22 protein-coding genes and 1 pseudogene are annotated in these 24,533 nt (G+C 61.8%); 5 read left to right on the top strand and 18 right to left on the bottom strand.

Going from position 1 to position 24,533, the window contains the following annotated elements; all coding sequences use genetic code 11:
- Positions 1–85: 85 nt before the first annotated feature.
- Entirely contained in the window at positions 86–910 is an 825-nt protein-coding gene (locus tag NKH99_RS26030) for a sugar-binding transcriptional regulator (protein ID WP_353016368.1), read from the top strand.
- Positions 911–962: 52 nt separating this feature from the next.
- Here NKH99_RS26030 and NKH99_RS26035 read toward each other — a convergent pair whose 3' ends face one another.
- The 5 genes from NKH99_RS26035 to NKH99_RS26055 form a co-directional block, all read right to left on the bottom strand.
- Positions 963–1,694, bottom strand: a complete 732-nt coding sequence (locus NKH99_RS26035; protein ID WP_023678772.1) for an ATP-binding cassette domain-containing protein — start codon at positions 1,692–1,694, stop codon at positions 963–965.
- 2 nt (positions 1,695–1,696) lie between these two features.
- Entirely contained in the window at positions 1,697–2,677 is a 981-nt protein-coding gene (locus NKH99_RS26040; RefSeq protein ID WP_352503300.1) for an ABC transporter permease, read from the bottom strand.
- Positions 2,678–2,871: 194 nt separating this feature from the next.
- Complete coding sequence (locus NKH99_RS26045) at positions 2,872–3,855, bottom strand: sugar ABC transporter substrate-binding protein (protein WP_502895713.1); 984 nt, start codon at positions 3,853–3,855, stop codon at positions 2,872–2,874.
- Positions 3,856–3,894: 39 nt separating this feature from the next.
- A complete protein-coding gene (locus NKH99_RS26050) occupies positions 3,895–5,100 on the bottom strand; it encodes a mandelate racemase/muconate lactonizing enzyme family protein (protein ID WP_352746547.1) in 1,206 nt (401 codons plus the stop codon).
- Between the two features lie 14 nt (positions 5,101–5,114).
- Entirely contained in the window at positions 5,115–5,834 is a 720-nt protein-coding gene (locus NKH99_RS26055; protein WP_352503247.1) for a FadR/GntR family transcriptional regulator, read from the bottom strand.
- A gap of 352 nt (positions 5,835–6,186) precedes the next feature.
- Between NKH99_RS26055 and NKH99_RS26060 the strand changes: the two genes are divergently transcribed.
- Positions 6,187–7,176, top strand: a complete 990-nt coding sequence (locus NKH99_RS26060) for a Tim44 domain-containing protein (RefSeq protein WP_353016433.1) — start codon at positions 6,187–6,189, stop codon at positions 7,174–7,176.
- An 86-nt stretch (positions 7,177–7,262) separates the two neighbouring features.
- Here the strand turns inward: NKH99_RS26060 and NKH99_RS26065 are convergent, their stop codons facing one another.
- From NKH99_RS26065 to NKH99_RS26080, 4 genes and pseudogenes are all read right to left on the bottom strand, one after another.
- A complete protein-coding gene (locus tag NKH99_RS26065) occupies positions 7,263–8,354 on the bottom strand; it encodes an AI-2E family transporter (protein WP_353016369.1) in 1,092 nt (363 codons plus the stop codon).
- Between the two features lie 226 nt (positions 8,355–8,580).
- Positions 8,581–8,981, bottom strand: a pseudogene (locus NKH99_RS26070) (PIN domain-containing protein).
- A complete protein-coding gene (locus NKH99_RS26075; protein WP_352779711.1) occupies positions 8,978–9,226 on the bottom strand; it encodes a plasmid stabilization protein in 249 nt (82 codons plus the stop codon). The pseudogene NKH99_RS26070 and the gene NKH99_RS26075 overlap by 4 nt, the downstream one beginning before the upstream one ends.
- Positions 9,227–9,453: 227 nt before the next feature.
- The gene (locus NKH99_RS26080; protein ID WP_353016370.1) at positions 9,454–10,596 is read right to left on the bottom strand and encodes a Fic family protein; all 1,143 of its coding nucleotides are present in this window, start codon (positions 10,594–10,596) and stop codon (positions 9,454–9,456) included.
- A gap of 204 nt (positions 10,597–10,800) precedes the next feature.
- Here NKH99_RS26080 and NKH99_RS26085 point away from each other — a divergent pair, with 204 nt between their 5' ends.
- Both NKH99_RS26085 and xth read left to right on the top strand, forming a co-directional pair.
- Complete coding sequence (locus NKH99_RS26085; protein ID WP_353016372.1) at positions 10,801–11,052, top strand: hypothetical protein; 252 nt, start codon at positions 10,801–10,803, stop codon at positions 11,050–11,052.
- A gap of 334 nt (positions 11,053–11,386) precedes the next feature.
- Complete coding sequence (gene xth, locus NKH99_RS26090; protein ID WP_353016374.1) at positions 11,387–12,175, top strand: exodeoxyribonuclease III; 789 nt, start codon at positions 11,387–11,389, stop codon at positions 12,173–12,175.
- 72 nt (positions 12,176–12,247) lie between these two features.
- On the opposite strand, the gene ligD is transcribed toward xth, so the two are convergent.
- Positions 12,248–14,020: a DNA ligase D gene (ligD, locus tag NKH99_RS26095; RefSeq protein ID WP_352780445.1), complete on the bottom strand. Its 1,773-nt coding sequence runs from the start codon at positions 14,018–14,020 to the stop codon at positions 12,248–12,250.
- A 638-nt stretch (positions 14,021–14,658) separates the two neighbouring features.
- Between ligD and NKH99_RS26100 the strand changes: the two genes are divergently transcribed.
- Positions 14,659–16,587, top strand: a complete 1,929-nt coding sequence (locus NKH99_RS26100; protein WP_353016376.1) for an adenylate/guanylate cyclase domain-containing protein — start codon at positions 14,659–14,661, stop codon at positions 16,585–16,587.
- Between the two features lie 445 nt (positions 16,588–17,032).
- On the opposite strand, the gene NKH99_RS26105 is transcribed toward NKH99_RS26100, so the two are convergent.
- The 8 genes from NKH99_RS26105 to NKH99_RS26140 all read right to left on the bottom strand — a co-directional run bounded on the left by NKH99_RS26105 (position 17,033) and on the right by NKH99_RS26140 (position 24,525).
- Entirely contained in the window at positions 17,033–17,422 is a 390-nt protein-coding gene (locus tag NKH99_RS26105; protein WP_353016379.1) for a hypothetical protein, read from the bottom strand.
- A gap of 132 nt (positions 17,423–17,554) precedes the next feature.
- Positions 17,555–18,670: an ABC transporter substrate-binding protein gene (locus tag NKH99_RS26110; protein ID WP_353016382.1), complete on the bottom strand. Its 1,116-nt coding sequence runs from the start codon at positions 18,668–18,670 to the stop codon at positions 17,555–17,557.
- Positions 18,671–18,743: 73 nt separating this feature from the next.
- The gene (locus tag NKH99_RS26115) at positions 18,744–19,679 is read right to left on the bottom strand and encodes an SMP-30/gluconolactonase/LRE family protein (protein WP_353016385.1); all 936 of its coding nucleotides are present in this window, start codon (positions 19,677–19,679) and stop codon (positions 18,744–18,746) included.
- 29 nt (positions 19,680–19,708) lie between these two features.
- Complete coding sequence (locus NKH99_RS26120; protein WP_352450612.1) at positions 19,709–20,764, bottom strand: ABC transporter permease; 1,056 nt, start codon at positions 20,762–20,764, stop codon at positions 19,709–19,711.
- Positions 20,765–20,783: 19 nt separating this feature from the next.
- Positions 20,784–22,280 carry a sugar ABC transporter ATP-binding protein gene (locus NKH99_RS26125; protein ID WP_353016388.1) on the bottom strand — a complete coding sequence of 499 codons (1,497 nt, stop codon included), beginning with the start codon at positions 22,278–22,280 and terminating at the stop codon, positions 20,784–20,786.
- Between the two features lie 82 nt (positions 22,281–22,362).
- The gene (locus NKH99_RS26130) at positions 22,363–23,247 is read right to left on the bottom strand and encodes an NAD(P)-dependent oxidoreductase (RefSeq protein ID WP_353016390.1); all 885 of its coding nucleotides are present in this window, start codon (positions 23,245–23,247) and stop codon (positions 22,363–22,365) included.
- Positions 23,244–23,819: a gluconokinase gene (locus tag NKH99_RS26135; RefSeq protein ID WP_353016393.1), complete on the bottom strand. Its 576-nt coding sequence runs from the start codon at positions 23,817–23,819 to the stop codon at positions 23,244–23,246. The genes NKH99_RS26130 and NKH99_RS26135 overlap by 4 nt, the downstream gene beginning before the upstream one ends.
- Complete coding sequence (locus NKH99_RS26140) at positions 23,788–24,525, bottom strand: SDR family oxidoreductase (RefSeq protein WP_352771297.1); 738 nt, start codon at positions 24,523–24,525, stop codon at positions 23,788–23,790. The genes NKH99_RS26135 and NKH99_RS26140 overlap by 32 nt, the downstream gene beginning before the upstream one ends.
- Positions 24,526–24,533: the final 8 nt, after the last annotated feature.

Genomic DNA, 24,533 nt, shown 5'->3' on the forward strand with positions numbered 1-24,533 from the left:
CGCCGCCTGGCTTGCTTATGTCGGTGACCTGACGCAAGCACAAATCGCCAAGTCTCTTGGCCTGACACGCCTTCGCGTCAACCGGATGCTGGCGCATGCCCGTCAGCGCGGGATCGTTCAGATTCGCATCAATTCCAAGGTGGCGAACTGCATCGAGTTGGAGCACCGGCTGCGGGACGCCTATGGCGTTTCCGACCCAATCGTGGTTCCGACACCGCCTGATCCCGCCCTGGTGCCACAGGTGATCGCAGCCGCTGCCGGTGAAGCCCTGTCGCATAGAATCCGTGACGGGATATCGGTGGGCGTGGGATGGGGACGGACGCTCCAGCTTAGTCTGCGCTCAGTGACCGTACGCCCCGTCAGAGGGATGTCGGTCGTTTCCCTGCTCGGCGGGCTCACGCGTGGATCGGCGATCAACATCTATGAAATCGCCTCGCGGCTCGCGGCGCTTTTCGACGCGGAATGCTACTACATCGCAGCACCGGTGTTCACGGACACGGAGGCCACGCGCGATCTGCTTATGCGCCAGTCCATTCTGGAAGACGCCTTCACCCATGCCCGCGACGTTGACGCCGCTTTCGTTTCGGTGGGCGCGGTGCACAAGGACGCCACCATCTTTCGGATCGGACTGGTAGGAGACGATGATCTCAGATCGCTCCAAAAAGCCGGAGCCGTCGGCGATATTTGCGGCCACTGGATCGGCGCCGACGGACAACTGGTCGATCACCCGCTAAACAGCCGTGTCATCGGCCTCGCCCCCGAACATCTGCGCGACGTCGACACTGTGATCCTGCCCTCCGGCGGCCTCGACAAGGTTCCGGTGCTGCGTGCCGTGCTGCGTCTCGGCGTCGTCGATGTGCTGATCACCGACGAGAAAACCGCTGAGGCGATCCTTGCGGAAAAGCCGTAGCGCAGACTGACCTCTACCAGAAGAGCGGCTCGCGAGTGATCGCTTCTTCGCGTCACAGAACCTCGTGGATTTCCTCGATCGAAGTCTCGCCGATCCGCTTGTCGAGAACGATCTCGCCGCGCGCCATCGCCACGACCCGGTCACAGCATTCGAAAACATGATGCATGTTGTGGCTGATGAAGACGCTGGTGATGTTCTGGGCCTTGAGGGCGCGAACGAAGCCGATCACCTTTCGCGTCTCCTTCACCGAGAGATGATTGGTCGGCTCGTCGAGGATCATGACTTTCGACTTGAAGTGCATGGCCCGGGCGATCGCCACGCCTTGGCGCTGGCCGCCCGACAGTTCGCCGACCAGCGCGTCGGGCGACCTCAGATGCAGATCGACGTCGGCGATCGCCTTGACGCTTTCGTCACGCATGCGCTTCTGGTCCAGGATGCCGATGCCGAAAACCGAGCCCTTCACCGGTTCGCGTCCGATGAAAACGTTGCGTGCGATGGTCATGGTCGGGACCATCGAATTGTACTGGTAGATCGTCTCGATGCCGCGATCCATGGCGTCGCGCGGGTTCGAGAATCGGACCGGTTCACCGTCGATCCTGATCTCGCCGCCATCGGGCTTTTGGGTGCCTGACAGGATGTTGATCAGCGTCGATTTGCCGGCGCCGTTGTCGCCGACGAGGCCCAGCGCCTCGTCTGGGTAGATGTCGAGAGTGACGTTCTTCAAGGCGTGGACGCCGGAATACCATTTCTGGAGTCCCTTGATCGCGATGATGGGTGCCGCCATGATCAGGTCTCCACCTTCATTGCCCTGCCCCGCTTTCGAAGCCAGGCGTTCACGACGACCGCGAAGATGGTCAGGAAGCCGATTGCCATCTTGAACCAGTTGGCGTCAACCTGGCTCAGCACCAGTCCGTTGTCGATGACGCGGATCAGGGCAGCCCCGATGATGCCGCCGAAGATGGTGCCAATGCCGCCAGTCAGCGAGGCGCCACCGATGACGGCAGCCGACACGGCTTGCAACTCCAGCCCCTCGCCGATCGAAGGCAGCGGCGCGCCGAGCCGCATCACCTGAATGGTGCCGGCAAAGCCGGCGAGCACCGAACAGATCATGAAGCAGGCGACCTTCACCCGGGCCGTCGGGATGCCCATCGATTGCGCGGCGGGCAGAAAGCCGCCGGTGGCGCGCACCCAGTTGCCGAAATTCGTGCGCGACAGAAGCACCGTCACCAGGATTGCCACGGCGAGAAACCAGAAGAACGACATGCGAAAGAGGTCGCCCGGCCCCACATAGATCGTAAACAGCCATTTCGGCAGAGCGTTGGCCGGGATGACAGGAGGGAAGCCACCGGAGATTACCACCGTCAGCGAACGCGCGATGAACAGCATGCCAAGCGTGGTGATAAAGCTTGGTATCGCGAAACGAATCGTTATGAACCCGTTGAAGAAGCCAATCAGGGCGGCGATCGCGAGTCCGGCGGCAAAGGCCGGCGCGAACGGCACGCCTGCCGCCAGCATCACCGCCATGGTCATCGGGGTCAGCGCAAATACCGAGCCTACCGAAAGATCAAACTCGCCGCATATCATCAGCAGGGTCACGCCGATCGCGACCAGCCCCATTTCAGGCAGCAGCCCGAGCATTCCGCGCACGTTCTGTGTGTTCAGAAATACGCCGTTCGAGCGAATCTGAAAGACGAGGAGGAGGAGGAGCAGGAACACGACCGCCGCAAGCTCCGGCTTCTCCAGATAAATCTTCATCAAGCGCTTCATCATTCGCTCCGGCTTGGGATTGTTTGCGCTGGCTTGTCGCATCGGCAAGGGGATGGCCGCAGTCTGTCTGCTACCGCCCCTGACAAGGGAGATGCCGTTGGAGGATGGGACGGAGCCGACGCCCAAGGCCGTGCTGCCTGGCCCTCCCCTTGCCCTCTCCGCGTAAGAACGAGGAGAGGACGCCGGCTTCGCGCCTACCGCACGCCTTGTGCGGCCAGTTCCTTGAGTTTTGGCACGTCTTCCTTGACGATGATGCCCTTGCCGGTGTCGATGTCTGCCGGCAGCAGACCGACGTTCTTGGCGAGATAGGCTTCCATCACCGGCATGAAGCCCTGCATGTAGGGCTGCTGGTCGACCTGGACCTGGATGTAACCCGCTTCCATCTGTTGCAGGACTTCCGAGACGATGTCGAAGCCGCCCATCAGCACCTTGCCCGGCTCGATGCCTCGATCGATCAGGACCTGGGCCACGTAGGCATGCCAAAGGCCGGTGTCGAAATACACCGTGGTGTCCGGGTGGGCAGACAGATAGGCGCCAACACGATCGGCGACGACGGCGCCATCTGTGCCGGTGTCGAGCCGTTCAATGACCACTTCGCGTCCGGCATTCGCGGCCTTGTATTCCTCAAGGAACTTCATGACGCCGGCAGCGCGCTGTTCCGACCAGTTCTGACCGGGCGCGGAGACGCCGACGAGCGCCCTGATCTTGCCTTCCTTGGGGAAGAACTCGGACATCTTCTTGCCGAGTTCGTAGCCGGCGGGAATGAAGCCCTGGCCGATGAAAGCCTGGCGGGCGTTGCCGGCTGCACCCTCGGTGTCGTCGACGTTGGACGCGATGACCGTGACGCCGGCAGCGCGGGCGTCGGCGATGATCTGGTCGAAGGCATTGTTGTCGACGATCGAGGTGATCAGCGCGTCCGGTTTTGCCGCGAGCGCCGCCTGCATGTTGGCCGATTGTTGCTCGATCGAGCCTTCGGTCTGCGTGAAGACCATCTGGCAATTGGCCTGGATCTTGGCGCAGGCGTCGTCAAAGCCCTTCTTCACCGCCTGCCAGAACGGGTTCGACGCCGACGAATGATGCGTGAAGACGATGTTCATCGGCTCCTGTGCGCGTGAGCCGATTGCCGAGCCTCCAGCCAGTACTGCTGCCAAGGCTGCCGAGATAAGTAGCTTCTTCATGGTTCTCCTCCTCCGTAGAAAGCTGCTTCAGGTTCATTTTCAGAGAGTAGATGCGTCGCTCACCCGTCGAAGCGCCGTGAAGGCGCGATCGATCTCCGGGTTCAGTTCCATGCCGAGGCCCGGTCCGGGGGGCACGGTGATCATGCCGTTCTTCACCTGCGGCAAAGCGGTCACAAGATCGCGGTACCAGGTCTTGTAAAAGGCCCTGACACTCTCCTGGACAAGCGCGTTCGGCGCATTCAGCGACAGGTGGGTCGATGCGCCGAGCACCACTGGACCGGTGCAGTCGTGTGGCGCGACCGGCAGGTGCCATGCTTCAGCCATGGCAGCGATCTTGCGCGCCTCCGAGAGCCCGCCGCACCAGCTGATATCAAGCATGATGACACCGGCCGCTCCGGTTTCGAGAAGATCGCGGAAGGCCCACCGGGAACCGAGCGTTTCCGAAGCCGATATCGGCGCCAGCGAAGCCTCGGCATAGCGTTTCAGGCTGGACAGGCTGTCCATCCTGATTGGATCTTCGTGCCAGAAGGTCTTGTAGGGCGCAAGCTCGCGAGCGATCTGCATGGCCGGCAGCAGCTGCCACATTGAATGGAATTCAACCATGATGTCCATCTTGTCGCCGACCGCATTGCGGATTTTCTCGAACGGCGCCAGCGCGGAATTCAAGTCGGGCTGCGATATATACTGGCCGCGCGTTTTCTCGGCGGCCATGTCGAAGGGCCAGATCTTCATGGCCGTGATGCCTTCCTCCAACAACGAATGCGCCAGTTCGTCGGCGCGGTGAAGGAAGCCGTTCAGATCATCATAGGCGTCGCCGGGCTTGTCGAGCCCGTAGTTGGCAGTCGTCTGCCCGGTGGCCTTCTTGATGTATTCGGTTCCGGCACAGGTGTTGTAGGTCCTGATCTCGTGCCTGGTGAACCCGCCGAGGAGTTGTGCGATCGGCTGACCCGTCGCCTTTCCGAACAGATCCCAAAGCGCGATATCGAAAGCGGAATTGCCCCTGACTTCCGCGCCCGTCGATCGGAAACCGAGATAGCCGACGAGGTCGGCGGCAAGCAGGTCGATCTGCAAGGGGTCGCGCCCGATCACGCACGGCGCGACATATTCGTGCAGATAGGTCTCGACGGTTTCAGCCATGAAAAAGGTCTCGCCGAGTCCGACGAGGCCTTCGTCCGTGTGAACCAGGACCCAGAGAAGGTTCGGCCGCTCCTTGAGCCGCAGCGTTTCCAGTTTCGTGATCTTCATTGCGCCCCTGCTCCTCAGGCGATGCCGGCCGCCAGCAGGGCCTTGACGCTCTCGTCAAAATGCCTCGCCATCAGGTCACGCGCCGACTGGGGATCACCGGTCTCGATTGCTTCGGCGAGGTCGATATGGATCTGGATCATCGCCAACTGCTCGGCATCCGAAGGGCGGGTCCGCCAGCCGATCGGCCAGGTCTGGCGCGATACGCGCTCGAACGCGCCGACGATGAGGCTGAAAACCGGATTCTTCGCAGCCTTGGCGATTTCGAGGTGAAATGCGAGATCGTGCTCCATGACCTGTTCCGGCCGCTGGAAATTCTCGAGCATGGCGAGCGCGTGCGTCCTGATCCTTTCCACCTCGTCGGCTGTTCTGCGCAAGGCCGCCAGCATGGCGGTGCGGGTCTCAATCGTGCGGCGCACGTCATAGATTTGCTGCACCGTGATCTGCTCGGTGTGGACGCCATGCTCGATCACCAGTGACATCGCGCCATAATCCAGCTCGGCGACGGTAGCCCGTCTGCCCGCCCTCAGGTCGATAAGCCGCATGGCGGCGAGCGAGCTGAAGGCCTCGCGAACCACGGTACGCGAGACGCTCAATTGTCTCGAAAGCGCGGCCTCGCTGGGCAGCCGGTCGCCGGGCCCGAGCTCATGCGCGCGGATATGGCGCGTGATCTCGCCGATCGTATTGCTGACCAGGCTCGCTGCGTCGGAATGTTTTGCGGATACGGCCGTGCTCACGCAATCTCCCGTTCAGGAGTGGGCAAACCTGTATGGCAGGTTTTCCAGATATGTTGATAGTACATAGGAAAGCTGTAAGTCAATCGAGTCTTCGCCGGGAGACCTCGGCATCATCGCCGGGGACATCGATGACCAGAGGCTTGCATGAGCGATGCTGTTGACGCGACCGGGTGCGGGAGCCTGCGTGGTCGAACAGCGATCATCGCGCTTGGGTAGGGCAGACATTCTCGTCGTGAACACCGGCGGGCGGCCGACCATGCCGCCCGAAAATATCTCGACGGACGATTCACTGCTATTTCGATCGACGCACCCCATATGAGCGGAAAGAGTGTCACTTGAGGACTTGCCTATGCTGATTTCGCGTTGGGGACGGTTTGCAGTTTTGCTTGCGGGGTTGTTCCTGGCATTTTCCATCGTCGCTGTGGATCACGCCGATGCGCGCCGTGGCGGCAGCTTCGGCAGTCGCGGCATGCGCACTTTCCAGCCGGTCCCGCCGACCAGAGTTGCGCCGCAACCGGCCGCACCGGTCGAGCGCTCGATGACGCCCAATGCGGCCACGAACAATGCGGCCCGTCAGCCGCAGGCATTCCAGCGCCCGGGCTTCTTCAACGGCCTCGGCGGATCGATGATACGTGGGCTGCTTCTCGGCGGTTTGATCGGCGTTCTTCTGGGTCATGGGTTCGGCGGCTTGGCCGGCATGTTGGGTCTTTTGCTCCAAGTACTGCTGTTCGGCGGCGCGATCATGCTGGCGATCCGCTTTTTCCGCTCGCAGGCGGCGCAAAACCCGGCGTCCGTTACGGCTGGTGCCTCGCGGGGCACCGGGACCTTTGCGCGAAACGCAGCAGCGCGGCACGAGCCGAGCAACGGCCCGACTTCCTCCATTACCGGCATCGGGTCAGGATTTGGCGGAACGAGCCAAGCCAACGCTTCCGATGAGATCACACTCACCCAAACCGACCTCGACACGTTCCAGCAACGGCTGACGGAAGTTCAGGAGGCATTCGGGCGCGAAGATCATGCTGCATTGCGCCGGTTGGTGACACCCGAGATGGTGTCCTATCTGTCCGAGGAACTTGCCGACAATGCCAAAAAGGGCGTCAGGAACGACGTGTCGGACGTCAGCCTGCTGGAGGCCGATATTGCGGAAAGTTGGCGGGAGGGTGATCGCGACTACGCGACGGCTGCTTTGCGCTATGAGTCTCGCGACGTGACCCGCGACCGCATCAGCGGCAAGATCGTTGAGGGCGGGGCCGATCAGCCGACGGAGACGGCCGAACTGTGGACCTTTACGCGGCAGAACGGCGGTGACTGGAAGCTTGCCGCAATACAGCAGCCTGGCTGATGTGCTTGCCTTCGTTGAGATCTCTGCCCAGAGGTTGTTCAGGTTTCGCGCTACCACTCGAAGACCAGCGCCCTTTTCGCGCTTGATCAATCCGTCACGGACTGATGCGGTAGCTCACCAGCGCGCGTCGGCGTCGGCCGGTCGGTCAATCGAGTCTTTAGCGCGTCGATAAGGCTGATTGTGATGGCGATCACCGCAGGTCCGAGGACAAGGCCGGATGCTCCGAACAAGACGAAGCCGCCGACCGCGCCGATAAAGGCCACCACCGTGTGGAGGCGCAACCGATTCCCGACAAGCATCGGATAGAGCAGATTGTCGATGCCGCCGACGATGACGCCGCCCCAGACGGTCAATATCGCTGCGCTGGCCCAAGCTCCCTCCAGTGCGAGATAGACCGCTGCGGGCACCCAGATCACAAACGCCCCGAGCACGGGCACGATGGCAAGAAGTCCCATGACAAGGCCCCAAAAGACTGGCGTCGGCAGGCCGAGCCACCAGAACATCAGGCCACCCAATGTTCCCTGGACGGCGGCGACGAACACGGTGCCGAGCAGTGTTGCATGGACGGTCTCCGCAAAGCGAGACAAGATGTAGGCTGTCTCCGGAGCGCGCAGGGGCGAAAGGCCCGCGACGGCTTGCAGGCCATGTTGGCGGTCGCGCAGAAAATAGAACAGAAGATAAAATGTCAGGCCGAACATCGCGACTTGATAGATGGAGCCACGCAATAGCGATGTGCTTTGTCCCGTCAGCCATTGCACGAATGCGGCGACTGAGCCGGCCGGATCGAATTGGTTCTCGGTCCATTGGGCAATGGCCGAAAGCGTGGGATAGCCAGACATGAAGCCGACTGCGTCCCAACCGCGGATGACCTCCTCCAGATAAGTCGCTCCGTTTACCGCCTCGCGAACGAGCTGTTGTGCGACGAGCGCCAGCGGCAGGCCGACGGCGATCGCCGCGACGCTTACCGATATCAGCGCTGCCAGGTTTCGATTTCCGACCCGTCTCTCAACCCACCGGTGAGCCGGAGACAGAATAATTGCCAGGACGAGCGCCCAGGTCAATGCCGGCAAAAAAGGCCACGCCAGCAGATAACAGACATATAGACCGATCGCCGTCGCTGCCAGGACGCCGAGCAATTTCAATTGTTTCACATCCGGCATCTGTTTCAGATCGGGCATCTCTCGCCGTCTCGCAAGCCCAGCGAGCCTAATGGTTTTCCCGAAGAAAAGGCAGGTCGGTTGCCGTACCCGGTCAGGCTGCCGCTGAGGCGCTTCGAGTGACCTTCAGGGGATTTTGACGGCATGCAAATCGAACCTGATATCGCTCGCCTGCGCTTTGACGGCCTTTCAGCCCGTCTGTGACTGGCAGATGGGGCTTGAAGAAAAGCGACGACAGGAAAACGCTTCAGAACTCCCACGGAGATCTCAGAACGAGTCCTGCCGTCTCGAAGTCAGTCAGATTGCGCCTGGCGAGGCGGCCACCGCTTACTCGAGCGATCGCCGCGATCATGCCATCGGGTGCCGACATGCCGCGTCCCTGGCGAGCAGCAGCACCCAAATTTTCCCCATAAACCAGCGCAGACCGAAGATGCGGTCTGCGAAACGCCGGCGCCAGTCCGCTAACCCTTGCTCCAGCCGTTCGGCACGTTGATCCGGTCTTATCTTCTGGATGCCGAAGGCGATCTCGGCAATCGTCACGTTGGAAGCGCGAGTTGGGCATCGTATCGGATCAGCCAGGCAATGACTGCCTCGTCTGGGGTCTTTTTTCAACGTTTCGGAAACGACGTTGATATCGACAAAGATCAAAGCTCGACGCCTCGATTCGGCCGGCGACTCTCACGGATCACCGCCTCAAGGTCGATGTCTGTGCCGGATTGCGCTGAAAGCCGCGGATAGAAGGCAGAAGCAGGCTCACGACCGGCCTCGCGGATCTCGTAAGATTCGAGGGCGCGCTCGACCACCTCCGCAATCGAGCGGTTTTCACGGCGGGCAAGCCGGTGTGCAAGATCGCGCGCCTTGGCGCTGCGGACTGAGAGTTGTGGCTCGGCCAGATCGGACTCCTTGGCACCCATTGTATTTCGCCTGCTAGCAAGATGGCTTCTGATGGCTTGATGTCAAATCGATCTTGCAGGGCGTGTTGCGGCTGCGCTTGACAGCTTGCGTCCGAGCCCGATGGACTTGGCCAGTGCCGAGCGACAAACGGAATAGACGCATTCTCCGAACCAATCGAGCGGGCCAATCATGCTTTGGGCGCGCGCTGTCGGCTCGCGCTCCTGTTTCAACGATGTCGCCGAGGCGCGCGATCCGGCCCGTCATCCAATCCTGCCAGCGAATAGCTCGTGCTTCGCCCACCGGCTTCATCTCTCACGAGTATCCCTTGCGCCAGGAGATCATTGATATCGCGCAAGGCCGTGTCAGGTGAGGTCTTGGTCAGCACTGCCCATTTCGAGGAGGTGAGCTTGCCTTCGAAGCCGTCCAGGAGCCGATTGACGACTTTGCGCTGGCGTTCGCTTAGAGGTCGTTGGACCATCTCCTCCCAAAAACGGGCCTTTCGCAGCACATTGGCCAAAATCTCCTCGGCCCCGCTGAAGGCGCGGTCGAGGCAGCTTAGAAACCATTGCAGCCAAGGGGTGATGTCGAGACTGCCCTTCTGCGTCCGTTCGAGGATGGCGTAGTAGTCCTTCCGCTCCGCCCGGATTTGCGCGGACATGCTATAGAACCGCTGAGCGCTGCCCTCCGATCGCGCCAACATCATGTCGGCGATCGCGCGGGCGATACGGCCGTTGCCATCCTCGAAGGGATGGATGGTGACGAACCATAGATGGGCGACCCCCGCCTTCAGAACGGGATCAAGCGGCGCGTAACCGTTGAACCAGTCCATGAACGAGGCCATTTCAAGCTCAAGCCGGGCCGCTGCTGGAGCTTCATAGTGGACTTTCTCCCGACCGATGGGACTTGAGATGACCTGCATCGGACCAGAGGCTTCATGCCGCCACGCACCGACGATAATCTTCGTCAGGCCGCTGCGACCCGTCGGAAACAGGGCCGCATGCCAGGCGAACAACCGCTCATCCGAAAGTAGCGCCTGATATTTCTGAGTTGCGTCGAGCATCATCTCGACCACGCCCTCGACATTGCGGTCGACCGGCGCCAGTGCGCCAATATCCATGCCCAGTCGGCGGGCGATGGACGACCGCACCTGTTCCTTGTCGAGAATTTCACCCTCTATTTCGCTGGATTTGAGAACGTCCTCCGTTAGGATCTGAAGCACCGCCTCGGCACGCAATTCGAAGCCTAGCGCCTCCATCCGTCCCAGCAGCCGGCCCTGCCGATGGCGCACCGTCGCCAGTTGATCGGCAAGGTCCTGGCTGCGCCACTCGAACTGCGGCCAGTTTTCAAGCTCGTAGATATAGGTCGCCATATTGTCCGCACTCTTTGCGTTGAATATGGGCTCCAATCGTCGTATATGCAAGATCTTTTGCCGCAATTTCTGCGGTGAATAGACCAGCTAAACACCGCATGTCACGGCTTATTATTCCTCATTGTCAGCTTCTTCTCTCAAAGACCTCCCATTTTGACGCTATATCTCCTCAAGATTATGAGGCATTTGCGGTTAGGCAGTGAGATGGCACTGGTCCAGTACTCTGAGAATGGCTTCTTCGCTCCGCGCACGATTGCCGACGCCTTTCGCACGACGAGCAACGAAGTCGGCCGAACTCCCGGGCTGGGCAAGGATGCCGTCCAGCACAAGCAGCGGGTCCGGTCGGACAAGACCATCGCCGATGTGGTCCACAAGGTCAGCCGTGCTTCGGTTCAAGCCTTCGCAAGATCGCCCGCCTTGCCGCTACGAATTGAGAGCTGTGGCTCGGCCATATAGGATTCCTTCGCAGCATTACTTAAACCCACTGGACCCAAGGCGGTCGCCCTCAGTCCGCAGTAGACCTGCCCAAGCTCCACCCGTCCGAAGGGTCCGTGCGTTGCGGCCGCCTTAACGCCGGATTGTGAGCGCCGCATCTACCGCTCGCGACTTCGGCTACCACGCTCCCGACGACCAGCTCCTGCGCTCATCGCTCCATCTGGCACGCTTGATGAAACTGCTCGACCGCCATTCTAGAAAGACGACTGACAAGGCCCCCCTTTGCCGGCATGATGCAAGCATCAACATCTGAGCCTTCCATGCTCAAATCGCCAAGGGTTGTTGAGAACTTCGGATGACCCGTATCGCAACCTTTAACGTCAACGGGGTGAACGGTCGTCTGCCCTTGCTCATCAAGTGGCTGGGTCAGACCGACTATGACATCGTGTGCCTTCAGGAATTGAAGACTTCGGATGAGAAATTTCCCGCGGAAGCCGTCAGGAACGCCGGTTATGGCGCGATCTGGCACGGGCAAAAGTCCTACAACGGTGTAGCTATACTCGCACGGGGAAAGGAGCCCCTGGAGCGTCGACGCGGCCTGCCGGGTGACCCTGACGATACTCACAGCCGGTATATCGAGGCAGAGGTGGATGGGATCGTCGTGGGGTGCATCTACCTGCCCAACGGCAATCCAGCGCCCGGCCCGAAATTCGACTACAAGCTCCGCTGGTTCGACCGTCTGATCAGCTACGGCCAGCTACTGCTCAAGGAGGGGATCACAAGCGTTCTGTGCGGCGACTACAACGTCGTGCCAACGCCGATCGATGCCGTGGTGCCGAGACGTTGGCTAGGCGACGCAGTCTACTTTCCGGAGAGCAGGCAGGCCTATGCCGAAATGCTAGACAATGGCTGGATGGATGCCGTCCGCTGCATTCATCCGGAGAAAGGCATCTACACGTACTGGAACTTCTCCTACCGAGGCGGTTATGATCGGAGTTCCGGCCTGCGGATGGACCACCTCCTCGTCAGCCCATCACTTTCGAACAGGTTACGTGACGCGGGCGTGGACGCTGACCTGCGAGGCTGGGAAAAGCCGAGTGATCACGTGCCCGCCTGGATAGAGATCGACCCGTCCGGCAAGTAGTTGACAGATCGAATGTTCGGCGGAATCGCCGGGCGTCTTCGCCCACTGCTATAGAATGCGCTGCGAGATTGCTCACGCTGCTTTTCTGGCAGCCGCCCTAAACGGACGGTCAATGGTGAAGGCATCTGGACGGATGGCTGCCTCGACCTGGCTCCAGGTCACGGCACGGGCGATTGGGAAGCCGGGTCGCGCTCGTGGGGAGAAGGCGCCGACCGCCGTGTTGCCGCGCCCATTGCGAAGGTAGTCGATGAAGATGCGGCCCTTTCGGGCTGCCGGCGCGGCGGAGAGCAGATAGCGATCGGGATGGGCTTCAGCGAGGCGCTTGGCGAACGATCGGGCAAGGAGCCGGGCATTGTCGTGCGTGATCTTCGTCTCAAGTGGGGCCATCAGGTGAATGCCCTTGCCGCCCGTCACCTTCGGCCAGCTCTGCAGACCTTCCGCTTCCATGATGTCGCGGAGCGTTAGCGCGGTCTCGATCACTTCATCCCACTCGACCCCCTCGCCCGGATCAAGGTCCAGAACAACCCGGTCGGCATGTTCGATGTCGTCAACAGTAGCGTTCCAGGGATGCAACTCTACCGCGTCCATCTCGACCAGCCCCAGCAAGCCGGCAAGGTCGTCCACCCACACGCGCACACCTTCGCCACCCTCGCGCTTTTGAACGCGCAACTGATGCACTGCTGCGGGGATCTTCGGCAGCGCGCCCTTGTGGTAGAAGGTTGCCCCGAGAGCATGGCGGACCAGCTTCAGCGGTCGGTGGCCGAGATGGACGAGTGCGTAATCGGCAACCCTCTGCCAGTAGCGCGCAAGCTCTTCCTTGGAGGGCGAGACCGCGTCGGGCAGCAGTTGCAGGATGTTCTCGCTCGGAACGCCATATTCCTGGGCTGGTCCACGTCGCTTTGATGGCGCCGGAGGCTTGGCCGGGATCGCCACGAGGTCTTCTCGCAGACCCTTGAATACTGCCTCGCGCAACACGCCGCGATCAGTGACGCCGCTGAACTGTACCTCGGCCAGCACCTCTGGTCTGACCCACGTCGCCTTCGGCTTCACGATGGGCTCTGACAGAGGCGACTTGCTGATGATCAGCGGGTCGAGCCGCTCTCGAACCAGTTGAGCAACGCTCAAGGTGTAGCCGCTGCGGGCCTTCCCGGCATAGAGCAGTCGGTCGCCCTCGCGGCGACCGATGTAGAGGGATGCGATGCGGCGCGGGTGAGCGCCCAGCTTCTCGACAAATGCCACGATGGGGAAAGTGTCGCTCTTGATGCACTTCACCTTGAGCCAACTGGTCTGGATCCCTGAGCGGTAGGTGGCATCGGTGCGCTTGGAGACGATGCCCTCCAACCCCATGCGGCAGGCATGTTCAAACACGTCCGTGCCGCCCAACTCCAGATGTTCGGCGTAGGTCAATGTCGGGGCTGAGTTCTTCAGCAGCTTCTCTAGGGCTGCCTTACGCCTTACCAGCGGCTGCTGCCGCAGATCGCGCCCGTTGAGGTGCAGCAGGTCGAATGCGCAGAAGATGAGCCTCGGCGAGTCTGGGTTGCCCAACTCCCGTTCCAACGCTTGGTAGTCCGGCAGGCCAGTGTCGCCGAGAACGACAGCCTCCCCGTCGATGATCGCCGCCTTCACCGGCAAGCCCGCCGCCGCTTGAACAATTCGTCGGTACCGGTGCGACCAGTCGTAGCCACGGCGCGTGAAGGCTCTCGCTTTGCCGCCCTCAATGATGAGTTCGGTGCGGTAGCCGTCGTACTTGATCTCATGAAGCCATTCGCCGCCCTCGGGCGCATTCTCGACCAGCGTCGGCGACTGGAACTCAATGAAAGAAAGCCCGTCTGTGGCGTTACGCATGCACCCTCCGACGGCGACTCAAGACGCGGAGCAGCAATAGGTTCCGGGGCATTTTAGCGAAATTGTATGTTGGGGCAGTTTATGGTTCCGTTGGAATTAGCATCAATTATCAAGCCGCGCACATAGCAAGGACTGGCGCGAGCTGGAGGCGGATTTGCTATGGCTCGATCTGCCGCCAGCCAAAATGCAATGACAATAGCCAGCGGCTTGGGAGGCTTGCGTGGCGCGGATCGTAGTCGCACCGCAATTGCACCGCCGTGTAGTCGTAGTCGAGGTGTCGGGGTCCGCCGAGCCTCCTTGCGCCATCCTGATCTGATGTGCGTCCTGACATGGACTGTCCTTTCATGGCTGCATCGGGGCAAGCGGCAATTTCTGTCCTCACCAAAGGTCCGCTCTGTGAATAGCCGTTCATTGCGGCTGCCATGGATGAGCAACGGTTGGGTGGAAGCCTCACATTGCTGCGATCGATCTGAACTGGAACGGGCGCGCCATGAGCAGAAATTGAGAAACATCTTCCGAAGTGGACATTCGGGTGATGCGCTAGGCACGGAAGCAAGGAGGCTCGTGCATTCGGGGCGCGCCCTCTTTAAAGCCGTCACGGGGCTTGCAATTCGGTGGCGCATTGCGACACTTGTTGCATGAGCACGTCCGCACAACCAGTGCGTCTGGCCCGCCCCGAAAAGAAGCGGCGTCGCATCCCTATTGCGGTCATCATGGCGTTGAGTTTTGGCAGCCTCGTATTCCTGTCGGTCGGGGGCGTGCTCGCGTTGTCGGTCGGCGCCAATTTTCGCAACACGTTCGACTTGCTCGGCGCTCAGTCGACACTCCTGATCGATGCGATGGAGGACTCGCTGCGCGCAGAGATGGGGGACGCCGAGAACGCGGTCGACGGCATCGCGCAGCTGTATGCCCAGGGCGAGTTCCAGATCGACGACGAGGCGATGTCTGCAGCCGTTGCCGGTGCTCTGGCTACCGCCTCGGGGGTCGAGGCGATGCTGATCTGCACCCCCGACCTGGTCTGCCGTGGCGCCGCGCGCTCAGTCGAAAACAACGTTGCAACGGGCGCCATCGAGCATTTTCCGGCCAAGCCCGAGAAGTCGCCCCAAGTCCGCGCCGCCCTCGAACAACGCAGACGGGTCGGCGGCAGGCAATGGGGGGCATTCGTAGCCAACGAGTTCGGCCTGTACGCGCATGTCTCAGTGCCGCTGGCACGTGATGGCGTGACGCAGGCCTGGGTGATCGCGGCGGTCGAATTGCAGAAACTGTCCGATATCACGCGGGAGCTATCATCGCGATTTGGCACGCATGCCTTCATTCTCGACGGCGAAGACCGCGTGCTCGCCGACCAAAGGCTGGCCGATCCCGACGCTCTGAAGAACGGCGTCCTGCCGCTTACGCCGCTGGCCACGTATGGCGATCCGGTATTGGCCGCCTATAGCGCGCGGAAGGTAGAGCGGGATTTCGACACGCGCCGCGCCCGCGACATAGAAATCGCCGAGATCGACCGCAGCGTGGACAATGCGTCCGAGTGGAGCGGCGACGCCACCTACATCGCCATCAGCCGCAAGATCGCAGGCTATGGCAACGAGCCCTGGACGCTCGGCGCGTATTTCGAGACCAGTCAGATCAGCAAGGAGATCGAGCGCGTGTTGGGATCGGCCCTGCTCGGTCTTGGGGCGATGGCCGTGGCGGTCATCGTCGCGATCCTGCTTGGCAGCCGCCTGTCGCGACCGATCCAGGCGATCGCCGGCCAGGCCATGCGCGTTGCCGATTTCGATCTCGACGGCGTGACTCCGCTGCCGCGCAGCAGGGTTCTGGAGTTGGACAACCAGGCTTCGGCCTTCAACGCCATGCTGATCGGTCTGCGTGCATTCTCGACCTATATTCCGCGCTCGCTGGTGGCCAAGCTGGTGCGCACCGGAGAGGTCGGCATCGCCGAACCGCGCGAAGCGGTCGTCACCGTCATGTTTACCGACATCGTCGGGTTCACCACGCTGTCGGAGCAGATGGACGCCGCAGCCGCGGCCAGGCTGCTGAACCACCACTTCGAGATCCTGTGCGGCGCGGTCGATGCACATGGCGGTACGGTCGACAAGTTCCTGGGCGACGGCATGCTGGCGTTCTTCGGCGCGCCGGATCGTCTGAAGGGCCATGCCGCCGCGGCCGTCCGCGCCGCCGCGGCGATCCGCGAGGAGCTGGACAAGGACAATCTGGAAGCGGCTGGCGAAGGCCGGCCTCCGCTTCATGTCCGCATCGGCATCCACACAGGCTCCGTCATCGTCGGCAATATCGGCGCATCCGATCGCGTGAACTACACAATCGTCGGCGACACCGTGAACATCAGCCAGCGGCTTCAGGAACTCGGCAAGTTGCTCGCACCAGATGCCGCGACCGCCATCGCCATTTCCGGCGAGACTGTTTCGCGGCTCGACGAAAAGTTCGAAACGATCCCGGCGGGCAAGCACAGGTTGCGCGGGCGCGGCGAAGCGACGGAAGTCTTTCAGCTTCGCAAAGTCGCGACGTCAGCACCGCCCCGTATGGACGTTCGCCACGCCCAAGCAGGCTAGGGCCATGCCGCTTCCATGCCGTTGATCGGCGGCTTGGAGAAGCCGGCGCGAATGCTGATTCCGGCTAATGTCGACTTCCAAAAAGAGAATTCGGCTCCGCAAGGTCCCGAAAGGGTCATCGGCGTGAATTCGTCCTGCGCGAACGACCTTCCCCTCGGGGTCGCTCAAAGACTCCCATCTTGCGGACCAACCTCACCAAGGCGTCTGGGCTCAAAAACGTCCCGCTCGAAGCCGGCTGCCAGTGTTGGTCAGGATGATGTCGCTGGCGACAGCACCTCTTCGAGCAGGGCTGTTGCAATGGCAAGGCTATCAGCAGCCATCTCCTCGTAGTCTGGCCTGATCATGAGCTGTGCGATCATCCGTCTGACGAACTCCGGATTCAGCTCTGCAAGCCGCTCCCTTGTTCGAGCGACACGATCCACGCCGGGCCCCGGCCACGATGAAATCAATCTCGCCCAGGCCCTCGAACGCGAATTTCTGAAACCTCGTCCCGTCGCAGTAATCGAGCGGTTGGAAACTCGTTCGCTTCGAAAACATGGTGATGCACACGGCCGGTGAACATCTTGAGCAGCTCTCCGGTCACATCGCGGCTCTGAAAGCGAACGTCGGAATGCAGCGCCTTGTTGCAGGCGTCCATGTCGGGATAACGGATGGCGAGCGCCATGGCATAGACGGGGGCGCCCTCATCCCGTGCCGTGCCATCCAGAACGCGCACCTCCTCGGCTCCAGGGAATTGCGTCCACAACGGCACTAGCCTTTCCCTGACAAAGCGCCGGAATTCGCTCTCGCGTCCGGGGTGGATTTCGCCTTCGAACAGGGCGTAGCGAATGATCATGGCGAGGGTTTCCTGATTTTCTGCGCTTGGGATGGCCGCCGGCCGGCAAGGGCAGGTCGCGGTGTAATCCGTGGATTTGTCGTGCGAATGAGATGCGGGCGCATCGCGTATTGCGCCCGCATCGCCGGGCTCCTACTTGCCCCAGATCTTCTTGTATGCGTCGCGGTAGCCATTGCCGGGGTCGAATGCGTTATTCGGCCCACCGTCGAACTCGACATTGTCGGCCGTCACCACATGCAGCGGCGACAGATAGCCCGACCATTTTTCGCCAGCGATGGCGCGGTTCAGCTCGTCGACCAATTGCCAGCCCTGCAAGTTGAGCGGTTCGGCGACGGTCACCTTCTGGAACTGACCGGCGCGAATGCGCTGATAGGCCGATTCCGAACCGTCGCCGGCGGCGACATTGATCGGCGCGTCGGTACCGGCTTTGCCGGCGGCGGCAAGTGAGGGTCCCATGAAGTCGAAATAGAGATCGTTGATCGCCAGCGAATGCGTCCAGGCATCGCCGTATTTCTGCAGCAGCGAAGTGGTCAGCTGCGGCATGCGCTGCGAAGTCTCGGCGATCGGCGTGTCGACATATTCGAGCACCCTGCCGCCCAGCCGCTCGATCTCCGCCTTCATCTTGTCGGCTTTGGCGATGGCGATGGCATAGGTCGAATCGGTGAAGATGACGACGCCGGGCTTGCCCTTCGCATCGGCGTAGGCCCAGTCGGCCGCGGCCGTGGAGACTTGCATGGCATCCGTCGACACGTTGGCGAACACGCCGCTTTTCTCGTCGGGCCCGATCACCGGTCCGGCATGCCAGGAGACCAACGGGATACCTGCGGCCTTGGCCTGTTCCAGCGCCGGCGCCTGCTCGACCGCGTCAAAACCGTTGATGACGATGCCATTCGGCTTCAACGCCATGGCCTGGCCGAAGGCGGCGGTGCGGCCGCCGATCGAGCCGGCGCCGTCAATCACCTTGACCTCCCAGCCTATCGCCTTGGCTGCTTCCTCGACGCCGTTGGTGACGCCCAAGATGCCGCCGTTCTTGAGGTCGCCGGCGAGCACGACGATCGTCTTGCCTTGCTGCGCCTTCGGACCGGTGGTCGGGCCATCCCAGGCCGTGACCTTCTGCGCATATTTCTGGACCACCGCCATGGCGTCGGCTGTGGCGTCCCCCCGTGCCTGGCCGGCGAACAGGACAGGAGCAGCGATTGTCATGGCCATCAAGGCGACGGATGATTTCAGGAATGTTCTGCGTTGCATGTTGATACCTCCCTTGGTTTCTAGAAATTGCATGGTCTTTCAAACTCGGCTTTCGATTGGAGTTGGCGACATGTCACCGGCCGATGTCGCCCGCCACCGGACCAACACCGGCCGGATGTGCGTTGACGTAGATGGCGTAGAGGGATGTCTGAGCGGTGATGTAGAGGCGGTTGCGCTTGGGACCGCCGAAACAGACATTGGAAACGAGCTCGGGAACCAGGATACGGCCGATCAGGGTTCCGTCCGGCGCATGGACGCGCACCGAGTCGGCGCTGGAGGCCCAGATGTTGCCGTCGCGATCGACGCGAAAACCATCGAAGAGGCCTGCCCCGCACTCGGCGAAGATGCCGCCTGCGCGCGCCGACCGGCGATCGGCGGCAAGGTCATAGGCCTTGATCGCGCGCGGCAGGCCGGGCACATGGCTGGCGCCGCTGTCCGACACGTAGAGGATCGTCTCGTCGGGCGAAAAAGCCAGGCCGTTCGGCTGCACCATGTCGGTGACAACGGCGCTCACCTCACCCGAAAGCTCGTCGAACCGGTAGACATGGGAGCCGCCGATCTCCGCTCTGGCGATCTTGCCCTCGTAGTGGCTTTCGATGCCGTAGACCGGGTCGGTGAACCAGATCGTACCGTCGGATTTGACCACCACGTCATTGGGTGAATTGAACCGCTTGCCTGCAACGGTTTCGACAAGCGTCTGCCAACGCCCGTCATGCTCGAGCCGGGAGACACGGCGCCCGCCATGCTCGCAAGCAACGACGCGGCCTTCGCGGTCGAGTGTGTGGCCGTTCTGGTAGTTACAACGGGCCTCGAAGATGCTGACGGAACCATCGCTTTCGTCGTAGCGCAGCAGCCGATCGTTCGGGATGTCCGACCACAGCAAATGCCTTGCGGCGGGGACATACACCGGTCCTTCCGCCCAACGGCTACCGGTCCATAGCCGTTCGAGCTTGGCATGCCCGATCATCAGCTTGCCGAACCGATCGTCGAGAACCTCGTAGTCGTTCATTCCATGATCCACGGGTTTGGCTCGATTTGTCACTTCGAGGGCTGCGCGACGGTCTTGGTCCTGTTTCTTTGCGCTGCGCCGCGCTTGCGCTGGGCGTAGCCGGCAATGCCTATGGCGACGAGCAGCGTGACGCCGTTGAACAATGGCTCGACGAAGAACGAGCCGCCGAACTGCTGGATGCCGGAAATGCCGACCGCCAGGATGATGACGCCCGTCATCGTGCCCCAGACGTTGACTCGTCCAGGCTTGATCGTGGTCGAGCCGAGAAAGGCGCCGACGAGAGCCGGCAGCAGATACTCCAGTCCGACGCTGGCTTGGCCAATGCGAAGCTTGGAGGCGAGCAACACTCCTGTCAGCGCCGTCAGGAAGCCCGAGGAGATGAACGCCCCAATGACGAAGCGGCGCACCGGAATGCCATTGAGAGCAGCCGCCTTCGGGTTGGCGCCGATGGCATAAACGTAGCGGCCGATCGGCAGATATTCGAGAATGATCCACAGTGCGACGGCGATGCCAAGCACGTAGAGGCCGGTGATCGGCAGCCCGAACACCATCGTGCCGTTGAGCGCGTAGAAGCCGTTGGGCAACACGCCGACAACCTGCCGGCCGCCAGTGTGCCAAAGCGCCAAGGAATAGAGCACGGTGCCGGTGCCCAGCGTGGCGATGAAAGAATCGATGCGGGCGACTTCGACCAGCAGGCCATTGAGGAAGCCGGTCGCGGCGCCGAGAACCAGCACTATCATCACTGCCAGCGGCCACGGAATGCCGAACATGGTCTGCAGACTGATGGCCAGGATGTGCCACAGCACAATGCCGTAGCCGACGGTGAGGTCGATGCGTCCCGACGCCATCGGGATCATCGCCGCCAGCGACAACAGCGCAATAATCGCCTTGTCGGAGATGATCGAGCGCAGGTTAAGCAGCGTCGGGAACGTGTTCGGCAGCAGGATCGAAAACAACAGGATCAGCAACACCGTCAGGATAACCAGCCCGTAGACCGGCAGCAGCCGGATGACCTTCTGCCCCATGGACAAATCAGCCATCTCGCCGCGGGTCGGTTCGAGGGCGCTGGATTCGATCGATTGCATGAGTTCGCTCCCAGAAAGATCAGGCGGCTTCGGAAGCCGATGCCGCGGTGATCACGGCGGATGTGGTGAGGTCTTTGCCGGTGAGTTCGCGAACGATCTGTCCTCGCGAAAACACCAAAGCGCGGTGGCAGATGTGGGCAATCTCCTCGAAATCGGTCGACACCACGACGACGGCGAGGCCGGCTTCAATCGCGCGGCCGATCAGCCGGTAGACCTCAGCCTTGGCGCCGACATCGACGCCGGCCGTCGGATCCTCGGCGATCAGCAGCGTACGCCCGGTGTGCAGCCAGCGCCCGACGACCACCTTTTGCTGGTTGCCACCCGACAGCGCCTCTATCGGCAGGTTCGGATCGTTGGGGCGCAGCCCGACGGAACTGCCGATCGCCTGCGCCAGCGCAGCCTCCTTGTGAGGCGCAAGGAAGGAAAACAGGCCGCGCTTGCCGGCGCCGGGATTGAGGAAACTGTTCTCACGGATCGACAAGGATCCAGCGATTGATTCTTCGGTCCTGTCACGCGCGATCAGGCCGATGCCGGACGACATCGCCGCGATCGGGCTGGACAGGTCCGGCACAGCCCCGCGGATCGTCACCGTGCCGGAAAAGGCCTGGCAGCCAAACAGCGCCCGGCCAACCAGTTCCTGCCCGGCGCCGCGCAGGCCGACCAAGCCGAGCAACTCACCCTTGCGCACGTCGAAAGACACCGGGCCGGCACCGGCGCAGACCAGGTCGCGTACGGCGCAGATCGTCTCGCCGGCCTGCGTTTGAGCCTTGCTGAAAACCTGGCTGACCGGACGGCCGACGATCATCTCGACCAGTTCGTCCGGTTTTGTGTCGGCGACTTTCTTCTCGCCGACCAGCCTGCCGTCGCGCAGCACGGCGACGCGATCGGCGATGCGGAAAATTTCATCCAGGCGGTGCGAGACATAGATCATGCCGACGCCGCGCTGCTTGAGCGGACGGATGGCGTCGAACAGCCGCTCGACCTCGTCGGCGGGAAGGCTGGCGGTCGGCTCGTCGAGCACCAGCACATCGGCCTCGGTAGCCAAGGCGCGAGCGATGGCGACCAGCGATTTTTCTGTACGCGTCAGATCCTGAACGCGTGTCGTCGGGTCGAAGTCACAGCCGACCAGCTTTAACGCCTCATGCGCCCTCGCCTCGGTCGATCGCCAGTCGATGAGCCCGGAGCGCAGCGAAAAGCCTTGGGCCAGGCCGACATTCTCGCCGACCGTCATCCATTCGATAAGACCGAGATCCTGGTGAATGAAGGCGACGGGCTGGCGCTGGTTCGGCCGCGGCGGGCGATGATGGTAGGGCTCGCCGCGAAACAGGATTTGGCCGCCATCCGGCCGATAGATGCCGGCGAGCGTCTTGATCAGCGTCGACTTGCCGGCGCCATTCTCGCCGAGCAGCGCCAGGATCTCGCCCTTGTGCAGATCAAGTGTCACGTCGGAGAGCGCGCGGGTGCCGCCGAACTCCTTCGTAATTGACTTGAACTCGATCAGTTTTTGCTCGGTCACAATGCGTTCCTCCCGAGATCGCCCAAATGATGTTATCGATAACATTTCTAGGCGTCAAGTATCAAAGAATAAGGCCAACGGATCAGCTGGTCTTGCCGTCGAGCAGACGCATCATCTCGGCCGAATCGTTCGGCCCCAATCCAGCGGCGCAGAGCAGGCGATGGATCTCGACCACCTGCCCGGTCATCGGCATCGGCGTCTTGGTTTTCAGCGCGAAGGCCTGCAGCGAATCCAGATCCTTCAGCATGTTGTCGATGCGGCCGGTGGCTGAAAAATCCCGGGCAGCGAATTTTGCCATGAACTCCTGCATGATGCTGGAGTCGGCCCGCCCGCCCTTGAGTGCAGCGGGAATTGCCTTCGGGTCTACGCCGCCGGCTTCGGCAAGCTTCACGGCTTCGGCGACAGCCTGGAACAGTACTGCGCAGAACAGCTGGTTGATCAGCTTGGTCGTCTGCCCTGCCCCACTTGGGCCCATGAGAGTGTAGTTGGCGCAGAGATGCCGCATCACCGTGCGCGCCTGTTCGAAGTCTTCAGCCTCGCCACCCGCCATGACGGTCAGCCTGCCGGCCAGCGCGCCGGGAACGCCGCCCGAAAGCGGGCAGTCGAGCCATTTCATGCCGGTCTCGGCAGACAGCTTCCCGGCCATCTGCGCGGTGTCGACAGGATCGATCGAAGACATGTCGATCAGCAGCTTTTCCGACGACGCCGCAGCAGCGACACCACCATCGCCAAACACCACCGAACGCACGATATTGGCATGGTTGAGACTGAGGACGATGAAGCTGCTCGCCCGCGTTGCTTCGGCAACCGATGCGGCGGCAGCCGCACCCTTTGCAGTCAGCGCTGCAACCTTGACCTTGTCCAGATCGAATACCGTTACGGCTAACCCAGTCTCGATCAGGCGTGTGGCGATCGCCGACCCCATGATGCCGGCACCGACAACGGCGACTTTTGTTGGTTGCGTCATTTCAACGTGCCTTTCTTTGAGCTGGCAGGGCCGACCCCAAATGTACCCAGACCCTGCAACACTCTATCGGCAATCGTGTCGACAGGCGCCTCGATGTCCACTGTGACCACCAGCGGTTCGTCGCCGGGATGCTCCAGTGTGGCGAACTGGCTGTCGAGCAGCGCTGGCGGAAAGAAGTGGCTGCGGCGCTCGGCAAGCCTGGCTTGCAGCACCGCACGTGAACCGTCCAAAAATACGAAAAGCACCGGCCCGATAGCACCATGGCGAAGGCGATCGCGATAGGATTTCTTCAGCGCCGAGCAACTCGCGACGAGCCCGCGTCCTTGCTCATGTGCATGGCGCAAGGCTGCGCCCAACAGGTCCAGCCAAGGCCAGCGATCCTCGTCGGCAAGCGGTATGCCCGCCGACATTTTCTCGACATTCCCGCGCGGGTGCAGCGCGTCGCCTTCGACAAAAGCGAGCCCTAGACGAGCCGCGATCGCGATGCCAATGCTGGTCTTGCCGCAGCCGCTAACACCCATCACGACGATGGACCAGGACTCAGAGGCAGGTTGTGATGCCGCCATCGACATAGAGCGTGTGTCCATTGACAAAGGATGAGGCCGGTCCAGCCAGAAAGATCGCCGCGCCGACCAGTTCGCCGACATCGCCCCAACGACCCGCCGGTGTGCGGTTGGTCAGCCAGGCTGAAAACTCGGGATTGTCGACCAGCGCCTGGTTGAGCGGCGTCTTGAAATAACCCGGCGCAATGGAATTGATCTGCAAGCCATGCTTCGCCCAATCGGCACACATTCCGCGCGTCAGGTTGCGCACAGCGCCTTTCGTGGCCGTATAGGGCGCGATGTTCGTCCGTGCCAGTTCGCTTTGCACCGAGGCGATATTGATGATCTTGCCGCGCCGCCGCGGGATCATGTGCCGCGCCACCGCTTGTCCCACGAAGAACACGCTGGAGATGTTGGTGCGCAAGAGTTCCTCCCATTTGTCGGCGGGGAAATCCTCGAGCGGCATTCGGAACTGCATGCCGGCATTGTTGATAAGGATATCGATGGCGCCGATCGTCGCCTCGATCTCCGCGACGCCGTTCGCCACCGCAGCATGATCGGTGACGTCGAAGACGGCGCTATGGACCTTGTGTCCCTTCGCTGTCAGTGCATCCGCAGCTGTTTTGACCTTTTCGGCGCTGCGTCCGTTGAGCACGATTTCGGCGCCGTGCTGCGCCAACCCCTCGGCCAGCGCCAGGCCGATCCCCTGTCCCGAGCCGGTGACCAGCGCCCGCATGCCGGTCA

This window comes from Mesorhizobium sp. M0854 (assembly GCF_040319815.1).
Lineage (GTDB): Bacteria > Pseudomonadota > Alphaproteobacteria > Rhizobiales > Rhizobiaceae > Mesorhizobium.